This is a genomic window from Oryzisolibacter sp. LB2S (genome assembly GCF_040732315.1).
GTDB lineage: Bacteria > Pseudomonadota > Gammaproteobacteria > Burkholderiales > Burkholderiaceae_C > Alicycliphilus > Alicycliphilus soli.
Window position 1 is genome coordinate 1,748,768 of sequence record NZ_CP160388.1, and the last position, 19,256, is coordinate 1,768,023.

Genomic DNA, 19,256 nt, shown 5'->3' on the forward strand with positions numbered 1-19,256 from the left:
TCCGGCGTTCAGGCGGTCAGACGATGTCGAAGCTGTGCATGCCGAAGTGTCCCGCGCGGCGGTCGGCGAAGTACTGCTCCAGGGTCTTCTTGACGGTGCGAAACGCGATCTCGTCCCAGGGGATCTCGTCCTCGGTGAACAGCCTGGCCTCTATGGTCTCGTGGCCCGGGGCAAAGCGGTCGCTCTGCAAAGTGGCCAGGTAGAAGATGTGCACCTGGCCCACCTGGGGCACGTTGAGCAGCGAGAACAGCGGGCCCAGCTCGATCTGCGCGCCGGCCTCCTCATCGGTCTCGCGTGCGGCGCCCTGCGCCGTGGTCTCGTCGAGCTCCATGAAGCCCGCGGGCAGCGTCCACTTGCCCCAGCGCGGCTCGATGTTGCGCTTGCACAGCAGCACGCGCTCGCCCAGCACGGGCACCGTGCCCACGACCATCAGCGGGTTCTCGTAGTGGATGGTGCCGCAGACGGTGCAGATGGCGCGCTCGCGCGTGTCGCCATCGTCGGGCAGGCGGTAGGCCACGGCAGCGCCGCATTCACGGCAATGCTGGATGGGGCGGCGGAAGATCATCGGGTATGTGCAAAAAATGGCTCCAACGCTTGTGTATCAAGCGCGAGCAGCTATTGTTGATGTAGTGATGAGGTCACTCGCAGTGTCTCAGACGAGCTCCACGCGCAGCGGACACAGACCGTCGATGCCGCCCTCGAGCACATCGCCGCGCACCACGGCGCCCACGCCCTCGGGCGTGCCCGTGAAGATCAGGTCGCCGCTCTGCAGCTCCCAGGCCTTGGACAGGTGCTCTATGGTCTCGCTGATGTTCCAGATCAGCTGGCTCACGTTGCTGCGCTGGCGGTCCGCGCCATTGACCTGCAGCCAGATGGCGGCCTGCTCCACGTCGCCGGCCTGCGCCGCGGGCGTGATGGGGCCGATGGGCGCGCTGGCATCAAAGCCCTTGCCAATGCACCAGGGGCGGCCCTGCTTCTTCATCTCGCCCTGCAGGTCGCGGCGCGTCATGTCCAGGCCCACGGCGTAGCCCCAGACATGCTGCAGGGCGTTCGCTGCAGCGATGTTCCTGCCGCCCTGGCCGATGGCGACGACCAGCTCGATCTCGTGGTGCAGATCGTGGGTCAGGCTGGGGTAGGGCATGCGGCCCGTTTCGCCGGCGGCCACGGGCAGCACGGCATCGGCGGGCTTCATGAAGAAGAAGGGCGGCTCGCGGCCGGTGAAGCCCATCTCCCTCGCATGCTCGGCATAGTTGCGGCCCACGCAGTAGATGCGGTGCACGGGAAATTGGTCGGCGCTGCCCAGCACGGGCACGCTGGCCTGGGCGCCGGGGGGAATGACGTAGTTCATCGGCAGGTCTCGGTCTTGCGGTCTGCCGCAGTGTGCCACGAGCGCGCGGGCGTTTATGCTGCATGGCAATGGCATCTTTGCTCTCCGAATCGCCGAAATCATGAAGGCCGAATCTGAATCCGTGACGCACACCCTCATTCACGACTGGCTGCGGCCCGACTGGCCCGCGCCCGCCCATGTCCATGCCCTGTGCACCACCCGCAACGGGGGCGTGAGCGCGCCACCCTTTGACAGCCTCAACCTGGGCCACCATGTGGGCGATGACCCCGCGGCCGTGCGCGCCAACTGGGCGGTGCTGCAGGCAGCCCTCGATGCGGCGGCGGGCCGGCCCGTGCACCTGGCGTGGCTGCACCAGGTGCATGGCACGGTTGTGCAGCCGCTGGACTGCGCGAGCGTCCCTGGCCGCGATGCCGACGCTTGCACCACGACCCTGCCCGGCGTGGCCTGCACCGTCATGGCCGCCGACTGCCTGCCCGTGCTGCTGACCAACCGGGCGGGCACGCGCGTGGCCGCGGCCCATGCGGGCTGGCGCGGCCTGGCCGCCGGTGTGCTGGAGGCGGCATTGCAGTCTTTTTGGCAGGAGACGCCCGCTGGGCAAGCGCCAGAAGCTATCAACACCGTAGCATCACAACGTGGGCAGGAGATACTTGCCTGGCTTGGCCCCTGCATAGGCCCGCAGGCCTTCGAGGTGGGGGACGAGGTGCGCGCAGCCTTCTGCGCGCAGGACCCGCAGGCGGCGCGGCATTTCCAGCCCCAGGGCAGGGCCGGCAAGTGGCTGGCCGATCTGGCGGGCTTGGCGCGCCAGCGTCTGCGCGCCCAGGGGGTCACAGCCCTTTACGGCAACGATGGCAGCACCCCGTGGTGCACTGTGGCCAACGCCTCACGGTTCTTCTCGCACCGGCGTGACAGCGCCCGGCTGGGCGGCAGCGGGCGCATGGCCGCCTGCATCTGGCTCGGCGGCTGAAGCCGCCGCCTTGGCCTGATCGCGCTCACGCTCGCGCGCCGCACGCAACGCGCGCTTGCGCGCCGGCGTGCCAAGGATGTAGCCCACGATGGCCATGGGCAGCAGGCCATAGAGCACAAAGGTCACGACGGCGCCGAGCACCGTGCCGTTGGGCGCCAGGGCCTCGGCAACGGCCATCATCAGCGTGACGTAGAACCAGGCGATGAGCACCAGGTACATGTTCAGATTCGAGTAAGCAAACGTCTGATTGTGGCGGGCAGCCCTCCTGAAAGGGCGTCAAACCACACTGAATAACAGTTTGATACATCGAAAATGGCCCGAATAACCGAAAAAAGCGCTCGAAGTTGCCGCCTAGGTGACAGCTCGGCAACAATGAAGCTCCAGCCCGCTGCTGGGCAACTACATGGAGACCGTATGAGCAATGACAGTGGTTGGGCCGAGGGCACCCGGCAATTTCAGCAAATGCTTGTCGACAGCTGGAGCAGCCTGTTTCAGGCGTTGCAGCCAGGGGAGTTGAGCAAGGCCATGGCCATGCCCGTGCAGCCATCGTCGCCGGTGACCTTTGCCCCCGACAAGCTGGCCGAGCTGCAGCAGCAGTACCTGGAGGAGTTGCATTCTCTGTTGGGTCAGGGCATGAGCCCGAAGGTGAGCGCCGGTGCCGACCGCCGCTTTGCGGGAGAGAGCTGGGCGCAGAACCCGTTGTCGGCCTATTCGGTGGCGGCCTACCAGATGCAGGCGCGCGCCCTCATGGGGCTGGCCGATGCGGTCGAGGCCGACGACAAGACCCGTGCGCGCATCCGCTTCGGCGTCGAGCAATGGCTGGCCGCGATGGCGCCGAGCAACTTCCTCGCCTTCAACGCCGAAGCGCAGAAGATGGCGCTGGAGACCCATGGCGAGAGCATCGCCAAGGGCGTGGCCAACATGCTGCACGACATGCGCCAGGGCCATATCTCCATGACGGACGAGAGCCGCTTCGAGGTCGGCCGCAACATGGCCACGACCGAGGGCGCCGTGGTGTTCGAGAACGATTTGTTCCAGCTCATCGAATACAAGCCGAGCACGCCCAAGGTGTACGAGCGCCCCTTCCTCATGGTGCCGCCGTGCATCAACAAGTACTACATCCTGGACCTGCAGCCCGAGAACTCGGTGATCCGCTACGCCGTCTCCCAGGGGCAGCGCACCTTCGTGATCAGCTGGCGCAACCCCGATGAATCGCTGGCGAACAAGACCTGGGACGACTACATCGAGGGCGCGGTGCTCACCGCCATCGCCAAGGTGCAGGAGATCACGGGAGCGCCCAAGATCAACACCCTGGGCTTTTGCGTGGGCGGCACCATGCTGACCAACGCGCTCGCCGTGCTGGCCGCGCGCAAGCAGGACTGCGTGGCGAGCGCCACCTTCCTCACGACGCTGATCGACTTCAGCGACACCGGCATCCTGGACGTCTTCATCGACGAAACCTTTGTGCGCATGCGCGAGATGCAGATGGGGCAGGGCGGCCTCATGAAGGGACAGGACCTGGCGTCCACCTTCAGCTTCCTGCGCCCCAACGAGCTGGTGTGGAACTACGTGGTGGACAACTACCTCAAGGGCCAGACCCCGCCGCCCTTCGACCTGCTGTACTGGAACAGCGACAGCACCAACCTGCCCGGACCCTACTACGCCTGGTATCTGCGCAACTTCTACCTGGAGAACAAGCTCATCGAGCCCGGCGCCCTGACGGTGTGCGGCGAACGGCTCGATCTGGGCAAGGTCAAGCTGCCGGTCTACATCTATGGCTCACGCGAGGACCACATCGTGCCCGCCGCCGCGGCCTATGCCTCGACCCAGGTGCTGCCCGGCAAGAAGCGCTTCGTCATGGGCGCATCGGGCCATATCGCGGGCGTGATCAACCCCCCCGCCAAGAACAAGCGCAGCCACTGGATACGCGAGGACGGAGTGCTCCCCCCCACGCTGGCGGAGTGGGTGGAAGGCGCCGATCAGCTGCCCGGCAGCTGGTGGGATGACTGGAGCGACTGGCTCAAGAGCCATGGCGGCAAACAGATTGCCGCGCCCAAGGACTATGGCCGGGCGCCCGATTTCACGGCCATCGAGCCTGCTCCAGGGCGTTACGTCAAACAAAAGGCCTGATCGATCACATAGCATGTTCATGAACCCGCGGCACGGGGTCGCGGGGCATCTTTCCCTTCAGAGGACTCACCATGGAAGACATCGTCATCGTTTCCGCCGTACGCACGCCCGTGGGCAAGTTCGGCGGCTCGCTCGCCAAGACCCCGGCCACCGAGCTGGGCGCCATCGTCATCAAGGAGGCGCTGGCGCGCGCCAAGGTGGGCCTGGACCAGGTGGGTGAGGTCATCATGGGCCAGGTGCTGGCGGCCGGTTGCGGCCAGAACCCCGCGCGCCAGGCGCTGATCAAGGCCGGCATCGCCAAGGAAACCCCGGCGCTGACCATCAACGCCGTCTGCGGCTCGGGCCTCAAGGCCGTGATGCTGGCCGCGCAGGCCGTGGCCACGGGCGACAGCGAGATCGTCGTCGCCGGCGGCCAGGAGAACATGAGCCTCGCGCCCCATGTGCTCAACGGTTCGCGCGAAGGCCAGCGCATGGGCGACTGGAAGATGCAGGACACCATGATCGTCGACGGCCTGTGGGACGTGTACAACCAGTACCACATGGGCATCACCGCCGAGAACGTGGCCAAGCAGTACGGCATCACGCGCGAGATGCAGGACGCCCTGGCCCTGGCCAGCCAGCAAAAGGCAGCCGCGGCCCAGGACGCCGGTCGCTTCGCCGATGAGATCGTTGGCGTGTCGCTGCCGCAGAAGAAGGGCGACCCCATCCTCTTCAATGCCGACGAATACCTGAACCGCAAGACCAACGCCGAAGCCCTGGCGGGCCTGCGTCCGGCCTTCGACAAGGCCGGCTCCGTGACGGCGGGCAATGCCTCGGGCATCAACGACGGCGCCGCCGCCGTGGTGGTCATGACGGCCAAGAAGGCCGCTGCCCTGGGCCTCAAGCCCCTGGCGCGCATCGCCGCCTATGGCACGAGCGGTCTCGACCCCGCCACCATGGGCATGGGCCCGGTGCCGGCGTCGCGCAAGGCCCTGCAGCGCGCGGGCTGGAATGCCGCCGACGTGGACCTGTTCGAGCTCAACGAGGCGTTTGCCGCCCAGGCCTGCGCCGTGAACAAGGAGCTCGGCATCGACCCTGCGCGCGTGAACGTCAACGGTGGCGCCATCGCCATCGGTCACCCCATTGGCGCGTCGGGTTGTCGCGTGCTGGTGACGCTGCTGCACGAAATGCAGCGCCGTGACGCCAGGAAGGGCCTGGCCGCGCTGTGCATTGGCGGCGGCATGGGCGTGTCCCTGGCGCTCGAGCGCTGATCCGGGATTCCCGCCTTGGCCTCGTGGCCGGGGCGGGCATGTTCGATGGCCCGTGTTTTCCTTGATCACCCGGGCAGGTTTCTTAGATAGAGTGATTTCAGTTTCATCCACGAAGTAAAGGAGCACACAATGAGTCAGAAAGTCGCATATGTCACGGGAGGCATGGGTGGAATTGGCACCGCGATCTGCCAGCGCCTGCACCGCGATGGCATGAAGGTCATCGCCGGCTGCGGCCCCACGCGTGACTATGAGAAATGGCTGGGCGAACAGAAGGCATTGGGCTTCACCTTCCATGCATCGGTCGGCAACGTCGGGGACTGGGACTCGACTGTGGAGGCCTTTTCCAAGGCCAAGGCCGAGCACGGAAACATCGACGTTCTGGTGAACAACGCCGGCATCACGCGCGACCGCATGTTCGTGAAGATGACGCGCGAGGACTGGGATGCCGTGATCGAGACCAACCTCAACAGCATGTTCAACGTGACCAAGCAGGTCGTGGCCGACATGGTGGACAAGGGCTGGGGCCGCATCATCAACATCAGCAGCGTGAACGGTGAAAAGGGCCAGGCCGGCCAGACCAACTACTCGGCCGCCAAGGCCGGCATGCACGGCTTCTCGATGGCGCTGGCGCAGGAACTGGCGACCAAGGGCGTGACCGTGAACACCGTGAGCCCGGGCTACATCGGCACGGACATGGTCAAGGCCATCCGCCCCGACGTGCTCGAGAAGATCGTCGGCACCGTGCCTGTGAAGCGCCTGGGCGAACCCAGCGAGATCGCCTCCATCGTTGCCTGGCTTGCCTCGGAAGAGGGCGGCTATGCAACGGGTGCAGACTTCTCCGTCAACGGTGGCCTGCACATGCATTGATCCTGCGACTGGGCCCGCCATTCCCGGCGGGCCAGACGCCCAAAACAAAAAAGGAACGTGCCTGCACGTTCCTTTTTTGTTTATGGATGAACTCCGGACGAAGCGGTCGCTCGAAGGTTCGGTGGGTTGGGGTTATTGAACGGCCACGAGGCAGGCCGGCTCACGCATTTACGGGCTTACAGGCGGGCTGGAGCGCGCTTGCGATCGCGTTCGTCTTCGGGCCAGGCAGAGAGCATTGTGGTCATGGTCATGGAAAAAACTCCTTAGATGTATCCACAACGCGGACACCGAAAGTGCCGTTGACATCCAATCGCAAAAAAATGCTACGTCACTCGATGGCATGGATTGCACTCTGGTTTATGTAGCGCCCAACCATGTGTGGATATATGTCTCCGATGGTTATCCACAATTCGCGCAGACCACTTGCAGCCTAGCCTTGCAGTGCCTCCAGCGCGCTGGAGACCTCCAGCCAGCGCTCCTCCAGCGTTTCGATCTCGTCCGTGCAGGCCTTGAGGCGCCGGCCGCATTCGGCGATCTCGGGCGGTGCAAGCTGCTGCATCAGGCGCTCTTCGAGCTGCGCCTTGTCTGCCGACAGATGCTCCAGGCGCCGGTCTATGGTTTCGAGTTCGCGCTTCAGGGGCCGGGTCTTCTCGGCCAGTTGCTGGCGCGCCTGGGCGTCCAGGCGGCGCTGCTCGCGGGCGTCGATGGCGGGAGCGGCAGGTACGGCTGTGGCGGATGTTGGGGCCGCAGCCTCGGCCATGGCGCGCGATTGTTCGCGCAGGCGCTTGGATTCATCGAGCAGGTAGCGCTGGTAGTCGTCCAGGTCGCCGTCAAACGGCCCGACCCGGCCGCGCCCGACGAGCCAGAACTCGTCGCAGACAGAGCGCAGCAGCGCGCGGTCGTGGCTGACCAGCATGACCGTGCCCTCGAACTCGTTGAGCGCCATGGCCAGGGCCTCGCGCGTGGCCAGGTCCAGGTGGTTGGTGGGCTCGTCGAGCAGCAGCAGGTTGGGCCGCTGCCAGACGATCATGGCCAGCACCAGGCGCGCCTTCTCGCCGCCGCTCATGCTTCCCACGTTCTGCAGCACCATGTCGCCGCTGAAGTTGAAGCTGCCGAGGAAGTTGCGCAGATCCTGCTCGCGCGCGTCCACGCCGCAGTCGCGCGCCAGGCGCACCATGTGGGCGAGCGGATGGTCGCCCTCGCGCAGCACATCGAGCTCCTGCTGGGCGAAGTAGCCTATGGCCAGGCCCTTGCCCTCGGTGACCTTGCCGGCCAGTGGTGCCATGGTGCGTGCAATGGTCTTGACCAGCGTGGACTTGCCCTGGCCATTGGCCCCCAGGATGCCTATGCGCTGGCCGGCGAGCACGGTCTGGCTCACGCCGCTCAGAATGGTCTTGACGCTGTCGTCCTCGAGCCGATAGCCGAAGCTCGCGTCGGTCAGGGCCAGCATGGGGTTGGGCAGGTTGGCGGGCTCCTGAAATTCAAAAGTGAAGTCCGCGCTGGCGAGCACCGGCGCCACGCGCTCCATGCGCTCGAGCGCCTTGACGCGGCTTTGCGCCTGGCGCGCCTTGGTCGCCTTGGCCTTGAAGCGGTCGATGAACTTCTGCAGGTGGGCGATCTTTGCCTGCTGGCGCTCGAACGCCGCCTGCTGCAGCGTGAGCTGCTGGGCGCGCAGCTCCTCGAACTGGCTGTAGTTGCCGCCGTAGCGCGTGAGCCGGGCGTTGTCGATGTGCAGCGTGGCCTGGGTCACGGCGTCGAGGAACTCGCGGTCGTGGCTGATGACGATGAGCGTGCCCTCGTAGCGCTTGAGCCAGGCCTCGAGCCAGACCAGCGCGTCCAGGTCCAGGTGGTTGGTGGGCTCGTCGAGCAGCAGCAGGTCGCTCGGGCACATGAGGGCGCGGGCGAGCTGCAGGCGCATGCGCCAGCCGCCGGAGAAGCTGTTCACGGGCCGATCGAGCTCGGCCACCTGAAAGCCCAGGCCCAGGATCAGCGCCTGGGCGCGCGCCGGGGCGTCGTGGGCGCCGGCATCTGCCAGGTCGGCATGGGCCTGGGCGATCGCCATGCCGTCACCGGATTGCTCCGCCTTTTGTAGCTGCTCGCGCAGGTGAGACAGGCGTGTGTCGCCATCGAGCACAAAATCGGTGGCGGACTGTGTGGTCTCGGGCATGTGCTGGGCGACCTGCGCCATGCGCCATTGCGGCGGCATGAAGAAGTCGCCGCCGTCCTCGTTCAGCGTGCCGTTCAGGAGCGCGAACAGGGTGGACTTGCCGGCGCCGTTGCGGCCCACGAGGCCTATTTTTTCACCGGGGTTGATGCTGGCGCTGACGCCGTCGAGCAGCACCTTGCTGCCACGGCGCAAGGTGACGTTTCTGAGAGTGATCATGCGAAAAAGTCGGTCAGGGCCGCGCGCGTGATGAGCAGCACCTGGTCTTCGCCCGCGCTGGTGGGCAGCCAGAACACGGGCAGTTGTGCAAAGGCGGCCTCGAAATGGGCGCGCTCGTTGCCGATCTCAAGCACCAGCACGGCGTCCTCGCTCATGCAGGCGGGGGCGCCTTGCAGCAGGCGGCGGATGAAGTCCATGCCGTCGGCTCCGCCGGCCAGGGCCAGCTCGGGCTCGGCGCGGTATTCCGGGGGCAGCTCGGACATGCTGTGCGCGTTCACGTATGGCGGGTTGCACAGGATCAGGTCCCAGGGGCCGGGTGTCTGCGCCAGGCCGTCGGACTGCAGCAGCCGCACGCGGTCCTGCAGGCCGTGTTTTTCGACGTTGATGCGCGCCACCGCGAGCGCGTCCGGGGAGAGGTCTGCGCCCGTGACCTGCACCTCGGGCCAGGCCATGGCGGCCAGGCAGGCGAGCGAGCCGTTGCCGGTGCACAGGTCGAGCACCTGCCTGGTGCGGTCGCTGAGCCAGTCGTCGATGCTGCCGTCGGCCAGCAGCTCGGCGATGAAGCTGCGCGGCACGATGGCGCGCTCGTCCACGTAGAACGGCACGCCGACCAGCCAGGCCTCGTGCGTCAGATAGGCGGCGGGCTTGCGCGTGGCGATGCGCTCCTCAAAAAGAGTAGCTACCTGCACTTGACTGGCGGGCGTTACGGCCTGATTTCCTATGGATTCGGGCTCGTCGCCCAGCGGGCTGTCGAGCGGCAGGCCCAGGCTCCAGAGCACGAGCCAGGCGGCCTCGTCCTGCGCGTTGCTCGTGCCATGGCCGAAGGCCACGCCGGCCTCTGCCAGGCGTGCGGCGCCGCTGGCGATCAGCGCGCCCACGGTGTCGCCGTGCACGCTGCCCGTCATGCCGCGGCCTGCGCGTTGAGGTTTTCGAGCGTGCGCCGGTAGATGTTCTTGAGCGGCTCGATGTCCACCAGGCGGATGTTCTCGTCGATCTTGTGGATGCTGTCGTTCGGCGGGCCCAGCTCCACGACCTGCGGGCAGATCTGGGCGATGAAGCGCCCGTCGCTGGTGCCGCCGGTGGTGGAGAGCTCGGTTGTCAGGCCCGTCTCGGCCGCAATCGCCTGCTGCACGGCGCCCACGAGCTCGCCGGGCTGCGTCAGAAACGGCTGGCCGCCCAGCGTCCAAGCCAGCTCGTAGTCGAGACCGTGGCGCTCGAGCAGGGCGTGCACGCGCTCCTGCAGGCCCTCGGCCGTGGATTCGGTGCTGAAGCGGAAGTTGAAGTCCACGACCACCTGGCCCGGGATGACGTTGGTCGCGCCTGTGCCGGCGTGGATGTTGCTCATCTGCCAGCTCGTGGGCGGGAAGAAGGCGTTGCCCTGGTCCCAGACCGTGGCGGCGAGTTCGGCGAGCGCCGGCACGGCCTCATGGATGGGGTTGCGCGCGAGCTGCGGGTAGGCGATGTGGCCCTGCACGCCACGCACGGTGAGCCTGCCCGAGAGCGTGCCGCGGCGGCCGTTCTTGATCATGTCGCCCGTGGCCTTGACGGCCGTGGGCTCTCCCACGATGCACCAGTCCAGGCGCTCGCCGCGCGCGCGCAGCCTCTCGACCACCACCTTGGTGCCGTCCACCGAGGGGCCTTCCTCGTCGCTGGTGAGCAGAAAGGCGATGTCGATGGCCGGCGCCGGCGTGGCGGCGAGGAATTCCTCCACGGCCACGACGAAGGCGGCGATGGAGGTCTTCATGTCGCTCGCGCCGCGGCCATAGAGGCGCCCATCGCGCTGCGTGGGCACGAAAGGTGGGCTGCTCCATTGCTCGACGGGCCCGGTGGGCACGACATCGGTGTGGCCCGCAAAAACTACTGTTTTTGTAGCTGCCTGCGCTTGCTGGTTGGGCGCTGCAGGCCGTTTTGCCCACAGGTTGCTGACATGGAATGAGGGCGGCCCGCTGTCCAGCCGTTCGCAGGCAAAGCCCAGGGGGGCGAGGCGCTCGGTCAGCAGGTCCAGGCAGCCCGCGTCCTCGGGCGTGACGGAGGGGCGGGCGATGAGTTGTTCGGTCAGCAGCAGGGTGGGGGACATTGGTGGGGAAGGGCGTGTTCAGGCAGGCTTGACGTCGAGCACGATCTCGGTGAACGACGGTGCGTCGTCCTCGGTCGGCTGGTTCGCCTCCTGCTGTGCCTTGGCGGCGCGGGCGGCGAGTGAGAAGTCGTTCTGCAGCCGCCACATGAGGTTGGTGGGGGAGTCGGCGTAGGCCATGCCTTCCTTGCGGTCTATGGTGTCGCTCAGGATGAGCTGGGCCAGCGCCTCCTCGAAGGTCTGCGAGCCTTCGGCCATGGATTTTTCCATGGCCTCGCGCACGCCGGAGAAATCGCCATGTGCGACCAGATCGGCGACCAGCTTGGTGTTGAGCATGATCTCGGCCGCCGGGACGCGCTGGCCGGTCTTGGTGCGCACCAGGCGCTGCGAGACGATGGCCTTGAGTGCCGAGGCCAGGTCGCCCAGCATGGTGGAGCGCACCTCGACGGGGTAGAACGACAGGATGCGGTTGAGCGCGTGGTAGCTGTTGTTGCCGTGCAGCGTGGCCAGGCACAGGTGGCCCGACTGCGCGTAGGCGATGGCGGCGGACATGGTCTCGCGGTCGCGAATCTCGCCGATCAGGATCACGTCGGGCGCCTGGCGCAGCGCGTTCTTGAGCGCCGTCTGCAGCGACTGCGTGTCGCCGCCGATCTCGCGCTGGTTGACGATGGAGCGCTTGTTCTTGAACTGGTACTCGACGGGATCCTCGACGGTGAGGATGTGGCCGGTCATGGCTTCGTTGCGCTCGTCGATCATGGCGGCGAGCGTCGTGCTCTTGCCCGAGCCCGTGGCGCCGACGACCAGGATCAGTCCGCGCTTTTCCATGATCAGCTCGCTGAGCACGGGCGGCAGGCTCAGGGTTGACAGCTTGGGGATGTCCTGCGCGATGAAGCGGATCACGACGGCGTAGGTGCCGCGCTGGCGCATGGCGCTGATACGAAAGCGCCCCACGCCCGGCAGGGGCACGCCCATGTTGAGCTCGCCCGTCTCCTCGAGCTCCTCGATGCGCTCGGGCGGCACGACCTCGGCCAGCAGACTGCGTGGCGCATCGGGCGGGAGCAGCTGGCTGTTGATGGGCACGCATTCGCCGTTGATCTTGATCAGCGCCGGTGCGTTGGCCGACAGATAGACGTCGGAGGCCTTTTTCTCGCCCATGAGGCGCAAGATCCGCTCCATTGTGCTCATGCTCGCTCCCTCTCTTGGTCGTGTTCGCGCGCTGCCAGCCCGTGGGCTGGCGTTTTCGTCAGTCGCGCAGCAGGTCGTTCAGGCTGGTGGTCGAACGCGTCTTGGCGTCCACCTTCTTGACGATGATGGCGGCGTACATGCTGTAGCGCCCGCCGTCCTTGGGCAGGTTGCCGCTGACGACCACCGAGCCCGCGGGCACGCGGCCGTAGAGGGTCTCGCCCGTGGCACGGTCGTAGATCGGCGTGCTCTGGCCGATGTACACGCCCATGCTGATGACGGAGTTCTCCTCGACGACCACGCCCTCGACGATCTCCGAGCGCGCGCCGATGAAGCAGTTGTCTTCGATGATCGTGGGGCCGGCCTGCAGCGGCTCGAGCACACCTCCGAGGCCCACGCCGCCCGACAGGTGCACGTTCTTGCCCACCTGGGCGCAGGAGCCGACGGTGGCCCAGGTGTCCACCATCGTGCCCTCGTCCACATAGGCGCCGATGTTCACGTAGCTGGGCATCAGGATCGCGCCCTTGGCGATGAAGCTGCCGCGGCGCGCCACGGCGGGCGGCACCACGCGCACGCCGGTGGCGGCCAGCTCGTCGGGCGTGAGGTCGGAGAACTTGGTCGGCACCTTGTCGAAGAAGGCCAGGTCGCCAGCGCGCATGACGGCGTTGTCCTTCAGGCGGAAGGACAGCAGCACGGCCTTCTTGATCCACTGATGCACGGTCCAGCGGCCCACGCCTTCGCGCGTGGCCACGCGCAGCCGGCCATGGTTGAGTTCGGCGATCACATGCTCGACGGCGTCGAGCACCTCCTTGGGGGCGGAGGCGGTGGAGAGGCCAGAGCGGTTGTCCCAGGCGTTGTCGATCAGGGTCTGAAGTTGTTGACTCATGGTGAGTTCAGGTACGGGATTGGATGAATTGCACAATGCGCCGGGCTGCCTCTTCGCATTCCTCGGCCTCGGCCACCAGGGCCATGCGCACGCGTCGGGCGCCAGGGTTGGCGCCGCCCGCCTCGCGCGCCAGATAACTGCCCGGTAGCACCGTCACATTGTATTGAGCCAGCAGCTCGCGGGCGAACTCGGCGTCGCTCATGGCCAGGGCCTCGGGCAGCCCCGCCCAGAGGTAGAAGCCCGCGTCGGGCAGGCGCACGTCCATGACCTCGGCCAGCATGGGTGTGACCTTGGCAAACTTGTCACGGTACAGCGCGCGGTTTTCCTGCACATGGGCCTCGTCGCCCCAGGCGGCAATGCTGGCCGCCTGCACGGCCGGGCCCATGGCGCTGCCGTGGTAGGTGCGGTAGAGCAGAAAGGCCTTGATGAGCGCGGCATCGCCCGCCACGAAGCCGCTGCGCAGGCCGGGTACGTTGCTGCGCTTGGACAGGCTGGTGAAGGCCATCAGGTTGCGGTAGTCGCTGCGGCCCAGCCTGGCCGCGGCCTCCAGGCCGCCGAGCGGCGGCTCGTCACGGAAGTAGATCTCGCTGTAGCACTCGTCGGAGGCAATCACGAAGCCATGGCGGTCGCTCAGGGCGAAGAGTCGCTCCCACTCGGATAGAGGCATGACGGCGCCCGTGGGGTTGCCCGGGGAGCAGACAAAGAGCAGCTGCGTGCGCTGCCACACGGCCTCGGGCACGCTGTCCCAGTCCACGGCGAAGTTGCGTGCCGGATCACTGGGGGCGTAGTACGGGGTGGCGCCGGCCAGCAGCGCCGCGCCCTCGTAGATTTGGTAGAACGGGTTGGGGCAGACCACGGTGGCGCCGAGCCGCGTCGGATCCAGCACCGTCTGCGCGAAGGCGAACAGCGCCTCGCGCGAGCCGTTGATGGGCAGCACCTGGGTGGCGGCATCGACGGTGATGCCATAGCGCCGCTGCAGCCAGGCCGCGCAGGCCTCGCGCAGGCGCGGCTCGCCGGCCGTCGAGGGGTAATTGGCCAGGCCGGCCAGGTTGGAAGCCAGAGTCTCCTGAATGAAGCGCGGCGTCGCATGCCGCGGCTCCCCCATGCCCAGGCTGATCGCACGGTGTTGCGCAGACGGGGTCACCCCCGCGAAGAGTTGCCGCAGCCTCTCGAATGGGTAGGGCTGCAATAGGGAAAGCAGGGGGTTCATGGCGCGATTATCCAGGATGGCCCGCGGGCGCGTGCGTGCAATGGCACATACATGGTCGGGCGGAATATGGGGTATTTGAACTTAAACAAAATGTTTGTTTATGTTACAAACAAAACCATACATCTGCGACGCTGGAGAGTGGAAGGAGACGTGACAAATGGCAGGTTCGATCGTTTGGCAGCCCGGCATTCGGCTCATGCGCCGGTTGCGTTTTGCGCACAAGCTGGCCCTGCTAGCGGGTGTCGCCGTACTGGCGCAGCTGGTGGTCGCGGCAATGCAGGGCCTTGGCATGCAAGCCACCTGGCCTGCTTGCGCGGCTATGGTGTTGCTGACGGCCTATCTGGCGCTTTCTCTGCAGATGAGCGTCAGCGCCGATCTGGGCCGCCTGGGTGCGGCCATGGATCGCGTCGCTCAGGGTGATCTGTGCGCCCAGACCGGGGTGGCCGGCGCGGACGAGCTGGGGCGCATGGGCCGGCAACTCGACGAGATGGTGCTGATGCTTTCGTCCATGGTGGCCGACGTGCGAAGCAATGCGGCGCTGGTGGCCCATGCCGGCCAGATGCTCGCCACGGACAATGGGCAGCTTGCCGAGCGCACCGACCAGCAGGCGGCGAGCCTGGAGCAGACGGTTGCCAGCATGGCGCAGCTGTCGTCGGCAGTGAGCAGCAATGCGCAGGCGGCCGAGGTCGCGGACCGGCGCGCACGTGACCTGCGATCGGCCGCCGACTCTGGAACGCAGGCCATGGCACGCGCGGTGGATTCGGTGCAGAGCATAGAGAGCGATGCGCGGCGCATGGGCGAGATCATCCAGGTCATCGACGGCATCGCGTTCCAGACCAATATCCTGGCGCTCAATGCTGCGGTGGAGGCGGCGCGCGCCGGTGAACAGGGCAAGGGTTTTGCCGTGGTCGCGTCCGAGGTGCGCATGCTCGCGCATCGATCCGGCGAGGCGGCCCGCGAGATCCGTGGCCTGATCCACACCTCCATGCAGCAGGTGCAGGCCAGCGCGGGCCTGATACGCGCCACGGGTGAGGGCATTCATGCGATGGTCGACGGCATTCGCGGCGTGGCCACGCACATGAGCGAGATATCGCACTCGGCAAGCGAGCAGGGCAACGGTCTGAGCGAGATCAATCAGGCGGTGCAACAGCTCGATCGGATCACGCGCAGCAATGCGCTGATGGTGGGCGAGGCGCTGCGCCAGGCGCAGGCCCTGGAAAGCCGCGCCCAGACGCTGTCACGCGCGGTCTGCAACTACCGGCTGCAGCAGGGCACGGCCGAGGAGGCGCAGGCCCTGGTCGGGCGCGCGGCGGCCTTGCACCGAGCCTATCCGCGCGAGGTGTTTCTGCGCACCGTGTCGGACCCGGCGCAGCCCTACCACGATCGCGACATGTACGTGTTTGCGCTCGATGCTGCGGGGGCCTACAAGGCCTTCGGTGGCAACCCCGCCAAGGTGGGAACACGCGTGCAGGACATTCCAGGCGTCGCGGGCGAGCAGCTGCTTCAGGCGATCATCGCGCAGGCCGAACATTCGCCAGGCTGGGTGGAATACGACATCGTCCATCCCGCCACCGGCAAGGTGCAGACAAAGATGTCGTTCGTGCAGCGCGTGGGCGACCTGTATCTGGGCTGCGGCGTCTACAAGACGCTGGCCGTGGCCTGACGCGGGGTCAGGCAATGCCTCAGCCGCGTTCGCCGCGCTGGGCACGGGCGCGTGCCAGTGCGGCGGCAATGGCCGCCTGCTTGCTGTCCTGGCCGTCGCGTGCGCCCGGCAGTGTGTCCGCTTGCGGCGCGGGCGAGACGTCTGCCTCTTGCTGTTCGAGATCGAGGCGCATCTTTCTCGATTGGTAGCGCGCGCGGGCCTGTTCGGCCTGCAGGACGGACCAGGCCGCCCAGCCGGTGGCCTGTCCGCTGACGTTCTCCATGCGTATGCAGTCCACGGGGCATGCGGGGACGCACAACTCGCAGCCCGTGCAATGCATCGCCATGACGGTATGCATGCGCTTGTTCAAGCCAAGAATGGCGTCCGTCGGGCAGGCCTTGATGCACAGGGTGCAGCCAATGCACCAGTTCTCGTCAATGACGGCGACGGCCCGCGGCGCTTCCTGACCATGCTGCGCGCTCAGAGGCCGTTCGGGCCGGCCGGTGATGGCCGCCAGCCGCGCCACGCCCTGCGCCCCTCCGGGGGGGCATTGGTTGATTTCCGCCTCGCCACGGGCAATGGCATGCGCATAGCTGGCGCAGTCCGGGTAGCCACAGCGCGTGCACTGCGTCTGCGGCAGGGCCGCCTCGATGCGTGCTGCCAAGGCCTTTTGCTCCTCTGTCGGTGACAGCGGCAGCAGCGGGGCCTCGGCAGGGGGCGTCATGGCGTTTCGTCGTCAGGCGCTGCGCGCGCGACGCGTGCGTGCCTCGGCCGCCATCTGGGCAGGCTGGTTTTCGAGAATGAAGTCGCGCACCTTGGGATAGACATGCTTGCGCCAGCGGCGGCCGCTGAAAATGCCATAGTGGCCCGCACCCTTGACCTCATAGTGCATGCGGCGGCCCTCCGGAATGCCGCTGCACAGGTCGTGCGCAGCCTTGGTCTGTCCACAGCCGGAGATGTCGTCGAGCTCGCCCTCAACGGTCAACAGCGCGGTGCTGGTGATGTCCTGAGGGCGCACGCGCTCAAGGTCGCCATTGACGGCACGCACGTCCCAGGTGCCGTTGACCAGCTTGAACTCCTGAAACACCGTCTTGATGGTCTCGAGGTAATAGTTGGCATCCATGTCGAGCACGGCGTTGTACTCGTCGTAGAACTTCCGGTGGGCGTCGGCGCTGGCGTCGTCACCACGCACCAGATTCTTGAAATAGTCGTAGTGGCTGGTGGCGTGACGGTCAGGGTTCATCGCAACAAAGCCCATGTGCTGCATGAAGCCGGGATAGACACGGCGGCCCGCGCCCGGGAAATTGCTCGGCACACGGTAGATGACGTTGTTCTCGAACCACTGGAAGCTGCGCTTGGTGGCGAGGTTGTTCACCGCCGTGGGAGAACTGCGCGCGTCGATGGGGCCGCCCATCATGGTCATGGACAGCGGCGTGGTCTCACCCCGGCTCGCCATCAGCGAGATGGCAGCCAGCACCGGCACGGTGGGCTGGCATACGCTGATCACATGGCAGTTGCCATAGTTCTTCTGCAGGTGGCGGATGAACTCCTGCACGTAGTTCACGTAGTCATCAAGGTGGAAATCACCCTCGGACAGCGGAACCGTGCGCGCATTCTTCCAGTCGGTGATGTAGACCTTGTGGCCCTCGAGCATGGAGCGCACCGTGTCGCGCAGCAGCGTCGCGTAGTGACCGGACAGGGGCGCGACGACCAGCACCACGGGCTGATCCTTGAGCTTGAGCAGGGTGTCGGGATCGTCCGAGAAGCGCTTGAAGCGGCGCAGCTCGCAAAACGGCTTGTTGATCTCGATGCGTTCGTGGATGGCGCAGTTCACACCGTCGACATCAACGGTGCGAATGTTGAATTCGGGCTTTTCGTAGTCCTTGCCCAGTCGGAACATGAGCTCGCAGCCCGCAGACAAACGGTGCGCGAGATCCGTTTCGCTGAAGGGCGACAAGGGGTTGCTGTAGAACTTTGCAGCGGCCTGCGCGAGGTCTGCAAACGGTTCCATCAGGGTGCGCTGAGATTCATACAGGGTGTATAGCATGGGGCGCCTATTTTATGTTGCAGTGCACAATATCGTATCTATCGACCGAAGCGGTGTGCGTGGGAAATACGGAAAACCTGTCTCGTATGGGACAAAGATGGGCCGGGTTTGACTATCGTGTTAATAGCTTTAGCCGCTTTGTGGTAAGGCGCGTCGGCAGATTTTTCATCTCTGGATTTCCTCAGTCAAGACCCTGCAACCATGCCTCGAAGGCCTCGCGTGCACTGTTGCGTAAAGCACGATGAAAGACCTGCTTTTCACCCAAATAGAGGCAGTGGCGTATGACGGTGAAGGGGGTGAAGCTGCTTTCCGGGTTGCGTTCCTCGTAGAACTGCTTGTAGCGCTTGACGGTGGCCAGGGTTTCGCGCATCAGCGCATTGAAGCGCGCGCGCGTGATACCCGGTGACCAGGCCCGGATGTCGTCGACGAACTGGTCCACCTTCTGCGCGTCGAACTCGGCGTCCTTGAAGAAATGGTTGGCGATCTTCAGGAAGGTGAAGGCGTTGAGCTCGCTGCCCGGGGTCTGAGGACGAACGGCCTCCGCCTCGGGTTCGTCGGTTTCGTCCGGCGCATGCTGCAACTCGGCCGCGGTCGCGTCCCGTATCTGGCGGAACTCGCGATCGGCGAGCTCAAATAGCGCGGACAGCACGTTGATGCGTCGCTTGAGCGGCGCGGGAATGGATTTCTTGTACTTGATCCGGTGATCCAGCACGCTCCAGGCATCCTGAATGATGGTGCGCACCTGCAGCTCGAACGGCTGGTTGGCAAAGGCCGCATGGTCGGGCAGCGCGGCCTGGGTGGCGTTGAAGCGCAGATCGAGGTGCAGGCCCTTGTAGCCGAAGGACGCCTCCGTGCCCTCCATGGCGCTGACCTTGTCGGTCACGTCGATCACATCGAAATGCGATTGCACGATCTGCGCCACCTTCTCGAGCTCATCCTCGTACAGACAGACCACGCGCACACCTATCAGGTCGGTGATGTAGTGGCGAATCTCGTAGGCCGCTCCGCTGTCCTCGAGGGCCGTACGGTACTTGCGCGAGAACTTGTGCAGGCACTCGTCACGGTCCTTGACGCGGCCCTCGACCTTGGCGATGTCGATATGGCGCGCCTGCGAAAGAATGGCTTGCAACAGCGCCATGAAGCGGGCGCAGGCCTGCTGCAGAACGGGCAGCTCGCGCTCGTAGAAGGCGTGGAAGACGGCCTCCTCACGGGCCAGATGGGATGTCGCGGACATGTGGATACCAGGCGCTCGAGAAGACAGCGCCTATGGTAA

17 protein-coding genes are annotated in these 19,256 nt (G+C 66.0%); 5 read left to right on the plus strand and 12 right to left on the minus strand.

Annotated features, from left to right (window positions below; all coding sequences use genetic code 11):
- Window positions 1-16: 16 nt before the first annotated feature.
- Window positions 17-565, minus strand: a complete 549-nt coding sequence (locus ABUE11_RS08280; protein WP_367068568.1) for an NUDIX hydrolase — start codon at window positions 563-565, stop codon at window positions 17-19.
- 87 nt (window positions 566-652) lie between these two features.
- A complete protein-coding gene (locus ABUE11_RS08285) occupies window positions 653-1,348 on the minus strand; it encodes a fumarylacetoacetate hydrolase family protein (protein WP_367068569.1) in 696 nt (231 codons plus the stop codon).
- Between the two features lie 100 nt (window positions 1,349-1,448).
- Between ABUE11_RS08285 and pgeF the strand changes: the two genes are divergently transcribed.
- On the plus strand, window positions 1,449-2,312 hold the full coding sequence (gene pgeF, locus ABUE11_RS08290) for a peptidoglycan editing factor PgeF (RefSeq protein ID WP_367068570.1): 864 nt from the start codon (window positions 1,449-1,451) through the stop codon (window positions 2,310-2,312).
- Here pgeF and ABUE11_RS08295 read toward each other — a convergent pair.
- Window positions 2,229-2,531, minus strand: a complete 303-nt coding sequence (locus ABUE11_RS08295) for a hypothetical protein (RefSeq protein WP_367068571.1) — start codon at window positions 2,529-2,531, stop codon at window positions 2,229-2,231. The two genes, pgeF and ABUE11_RS08295, sit on opposite strands and share 84 nt — an antisense overlap.
- A 195-nt stretch (window positions 2,532-2,726) precedes the next feature.
- Here ABUE11_RS08295 and phaC point away from each other — a divergent pair, with 195 nt between their 5' ends.
- The 3 genes from phaC (at window position 2,727) to phbB (ending at window position 6,559) form a co-directional block, all read left to right on the plus strand.
- A complete protein-coding gene (gene phaC, locus ABUE11_RS08300; RefSeq protein WP_367068572.1) occupies window positions 2,727-4,442 on the plus strand; it encodes a class I poly(R)-hydroxyalkanoic acid synthase in 1,716 nt (571 codons plus the stop codon).
- Window positions 4,443-4,513: 71 nt separating this feature from the next.
- The gene (locus ABUE11_RS08305; protein WP_367068573.1) at window positions 4,514-5,692 is read left to right on the plus strand and encodes an acetyl-CoA C-acetyltransferase; all 1,179 of its coding nucleotides are present in this window, start codon (window positions 4,514-4,516) and stop codon (window positions 5,690-5,692) included.
- 129 nt (window positions 5,693-5,821) lie between these two features.
- Window positions 5,822-6,559: an acetoacetyl-CoA reductase gene (gene phbB / locus ABUE11_RS08310; RefSeq protein ID WP_367068574.1), complete on the plus strand. Its 738-nt coding sequence runs from the start codon at window positions 5,822-5,824 to the stop codon at window positions 6,557-6,559.
- A gap of 430 nt (window positions 6,560-6,989) precedes the next feature.
- Here phbB and ABUE11_RS08315 read toward each other — a convergent pair whose 3' ends face one another.
- From ABUE11_RS08315 to dapC, 6 genes are read right to left on the minus strand one after another with little or no spacing between them, the layout of a single operon-like run.
- Window positions 6,990-8,942, minus strand: coding sequence for an ATP-binding cassette domain-containing protein (locus tag ABUE11_RS08315; RefSeq protein WP_367068575.1), 1,953 nt, complete (start codon window positions 8,940-8,942; stop codon window positions 6,990-6,992).
- Window positions 8,939-9,847 (minus strand): 50S ribosomal protein L3 N(5)-glutamine methyltransferase, encoded by a 909-nt coding sequence (gene prmB, locus ABUE11_RS08320; RefSeq protein ID WP_367068576.1) that lies wholly within the window; start codon window positions 9,845-9,847, stop codon window positions 8,939-8,941. The genes ABUE11_RS08315 and prmB overlap by 4 nt, the downstream gene beginning before the upstream one ends.
- A complete protein-coding gene (gene dapE, locus ABUE11_RS08325; RefSeq protein ID WP_367068577.1) occupies window positions 9,844-11,019 on the minus strand; it encodes a succinyl-diaminopimelate desuccinylase in 1,176 nt (391 codons plus the stop codon). Before dapE ends, prmB begins: the two co-directional genes overlap by 4 nt.
- 18 nt (window positions 11,020-11,037) lie before the next feature.
- Window positions 11,038-12,201 carry a PilT/PilU family type 4a pilus ATPase gene (locus ABUE11_RS08330; protein ID WP_367068578.1) on the minus strand — a complete coding sequence of 388 codons (1,164 nt, stop codon included), beginning with the start codon at window positions 12,199-12,201 and terminating at the stop codon, window positions 11,038-11,040.
- 58 nt (window positions 12,202-12,259) lie between these two features.
- Window positions 12,260-13,084 (minus strand): 2,3,4,5-tetrahydropyridine-2,6-dicarboxylate N-succinyltransferase, encoded by an 825-nt coding sequence (gene dapD, locus ABUE11_RS08335; protein ID WP_367068579.1) that lies wholly within the window; start codon window positions 13,082-13,084, stop codon window positions 12,260-12,262.
- Window positions 13,085-13,091: 7 nt separating this feature from the next.
- On the minus strand, window positions 13,092-14,294 hold the full coding sequence (dapC, locus tag ABUE11_RS08340; RefSeq protein ID WP_367068580.1) for a succinyldiaminopimelate transaminase: 1,203 nt from the start codon (window positions 14,292-14,294) through the stop codon (window positions 13,092-13,094).
- Between the two features lie 157 nt (window positions 14,295-14,451).
- Here dapC and ABUE11_RS08345 point away from each other — a divergent pair, with 157 nt between their 5' ends.
- Window positions 14,452-15,957 (plus strand): methyl-accepting chemotaxis protein, encoded by a 1,506-nt coding sequence (locus ABUE11_RS08345; RefSeq protein ID WP_367068581.1) that lies wholly within the window; start codon window positions 14,452-14,454, stop codon window positions 15,955-15,957.
- Window positions 15,958-15,976: 19 nt separating this feature from the next.
- Here the strand turns inward: ABUE11_RS08345 and ABUE11_RS08350 are convergent, their stop codons facing one another.
- From ABUE11_RS08350 to ABUE11_RS08360, 3 genes are all read right to left on the minus strand, one after another.
- Complete coding sequence (locus ABUE11_RS08350; RefSeq protein ID WP_367068582.1) at window positions 15,977-16,660, minus strand: RnfABCDGE type electron transport complex subunit B; 684 nt, start codon at window positions 16,658-16,660, stop codon at window positions 15,977-15,979.
- Between the two features lie 12 nt (window positions 16,661-16,672).
- Window positions 16,673-17,983 (minus strand): polyhydroxyalkanoate depolymerase, encoded by a 1,311-nt coding sequence (gene phaZ, locus ABUE11_RS08355; protein WP_367068583.1) that lies wholly within the window; start codon window positions 17,981-17,983, stop codon window positions 16,673-16,675.
- Between the two features lie 181 nt (window positions 17,984-18,164).
- Window positions 18,165-19,217: a RelA/SpoT domain-containing protein gene (locus ABUE11_RS08360; RefSeq protein WP_367068584.1), complete on the minus strand. Its 1,053-nt coding sequence runs from the start codon at window positions 19,215-19,217 to the stop codon at window positions 18,165-18,167.
- Between the last annotated feature and the right edge of the window lie 39 nt (window positions 19,218-19,256).

Excerpts from the sequence above, each read along its gene's own strand:
- ABUE11_RS08330 (WP_367068578.1), bottom strand. The coding sequence starts at position 12,201 with ATGAGCACAATGGAGCGGATCTTGCGCCTCATGGGCGAGAAAAAGGCC.
- ABUE11_RS08280 (WP_367068568.1), bottom strand. The coding sequence starts at position 565 with ATGATCTTCCGCCGCCCCATCCAGCATTGCCGTGAATGCGGCGCTGCC.
- ABUE11_RS08315 (WP_367068575.1), bottom strand. The coding sequence starts at position 8,942 with ATGATCACTCTCAGAAACGTCACCTTGCGCCGTGGCAGCAAGGTGCTG.
- dapC (WP_367068580.1), bottom strand. The coding sequence starts at position 14,294 with ATGAACCCCCTGCTTTCCCTATTGCAGCCCTACCCATTCGAGAGGCTG.
- pgeF (WP_367068570.1), top strand. The coding sequence starts at position 1,449 with ATGAAGGCCGAATCTGAATCCGTGACGCACACCCTCATTCACGACTGG.
- prmB (WP_367068576.1), bottom strand. The coding sequence starts at position 9,847 with ATGACGGGCAGCGTGCACGGCGACACCGTGGGCGCGCTGATCGCCAGC.
- ABUE11_RS08285 (WP_367068569.1), bottom strand. The coding sequence starts at position 1,348 with ATGAACTACGTCATTCCCCCCGGCGCCCAGGCCAGCGTGCCCGTGCTG.
- ABUE11_RS08345 (WP_367068581.1), top strand. The coding sequence starts at position 14,452 with ATGGCAGGTTCGATCGTTTGGCAGCCCGGCATTCGGCTCATGCGCCGG.
- ABUE11_RS08350 (WP_367068582.1), bottom strand. The coding sequence starts at position 16,660 with ATGACGCCCCCTGCCGAGGCCCCGCTGCTGCCGCTGTCACCGACAGAG.
- phaZ (WP_367068583.1), bottom strand. The coding sequence starts at position 17,983 with ATGCTATACACCCTGTATGAATCTCAGCGCACCCTGATGGAACCGTTT.
- dapD (WP_367068579.1), bottom strand. The coding sequence starts at position 13,084 with ATGAGTCAACAACTTCAGACCCTGATCGACAACGCCTGGGACAACCGC.
- phaC (WP_367068572.1), top strand. The coding sequence starts at position 2,727 with ATGAGCAATGACAGTGGTTGGGCCGAGGGCACCCGGCAATTTCAGCAA.
- ABUE11_RS08305 (WP_367068573.1), top strand. The coding sequence starts at position 4,514 with ATGGAAGACATCGTCATCGTTTCCGCCGTACGCACGCCCGTGGGCAAG.
- ABUE11_RS08295 (WP_367068571.1), bottom strand. The coding sequence starts at position 2,531 with ATGTACCTGGTGCTCATCGCCTGGTTCTACGTCACGCTGATGATGGCC.
- phbB (WP_367068574.1), top strand. The coding sequence starts at position 5,822 with ATGAGTCAGAAAGTCGCATATGTCACGGGAGGCATGGGTGGAATTGGC.
- ABUE11_RS08360 (WP_367068584.1), bottom strand. The coding sequence starts at position 19,217 with ATGTCCGCGACATCCCATCTGGCCCGTGAGGAGGCCGTCTTCCACGCC.
- dapE (WP_367068577.1), bottom strand. The coding sequence starts at position 11,019 with ATGTCCCCCACCCTGCTGCTGACCGAACAACTCATCGCCCGCCCCTCC.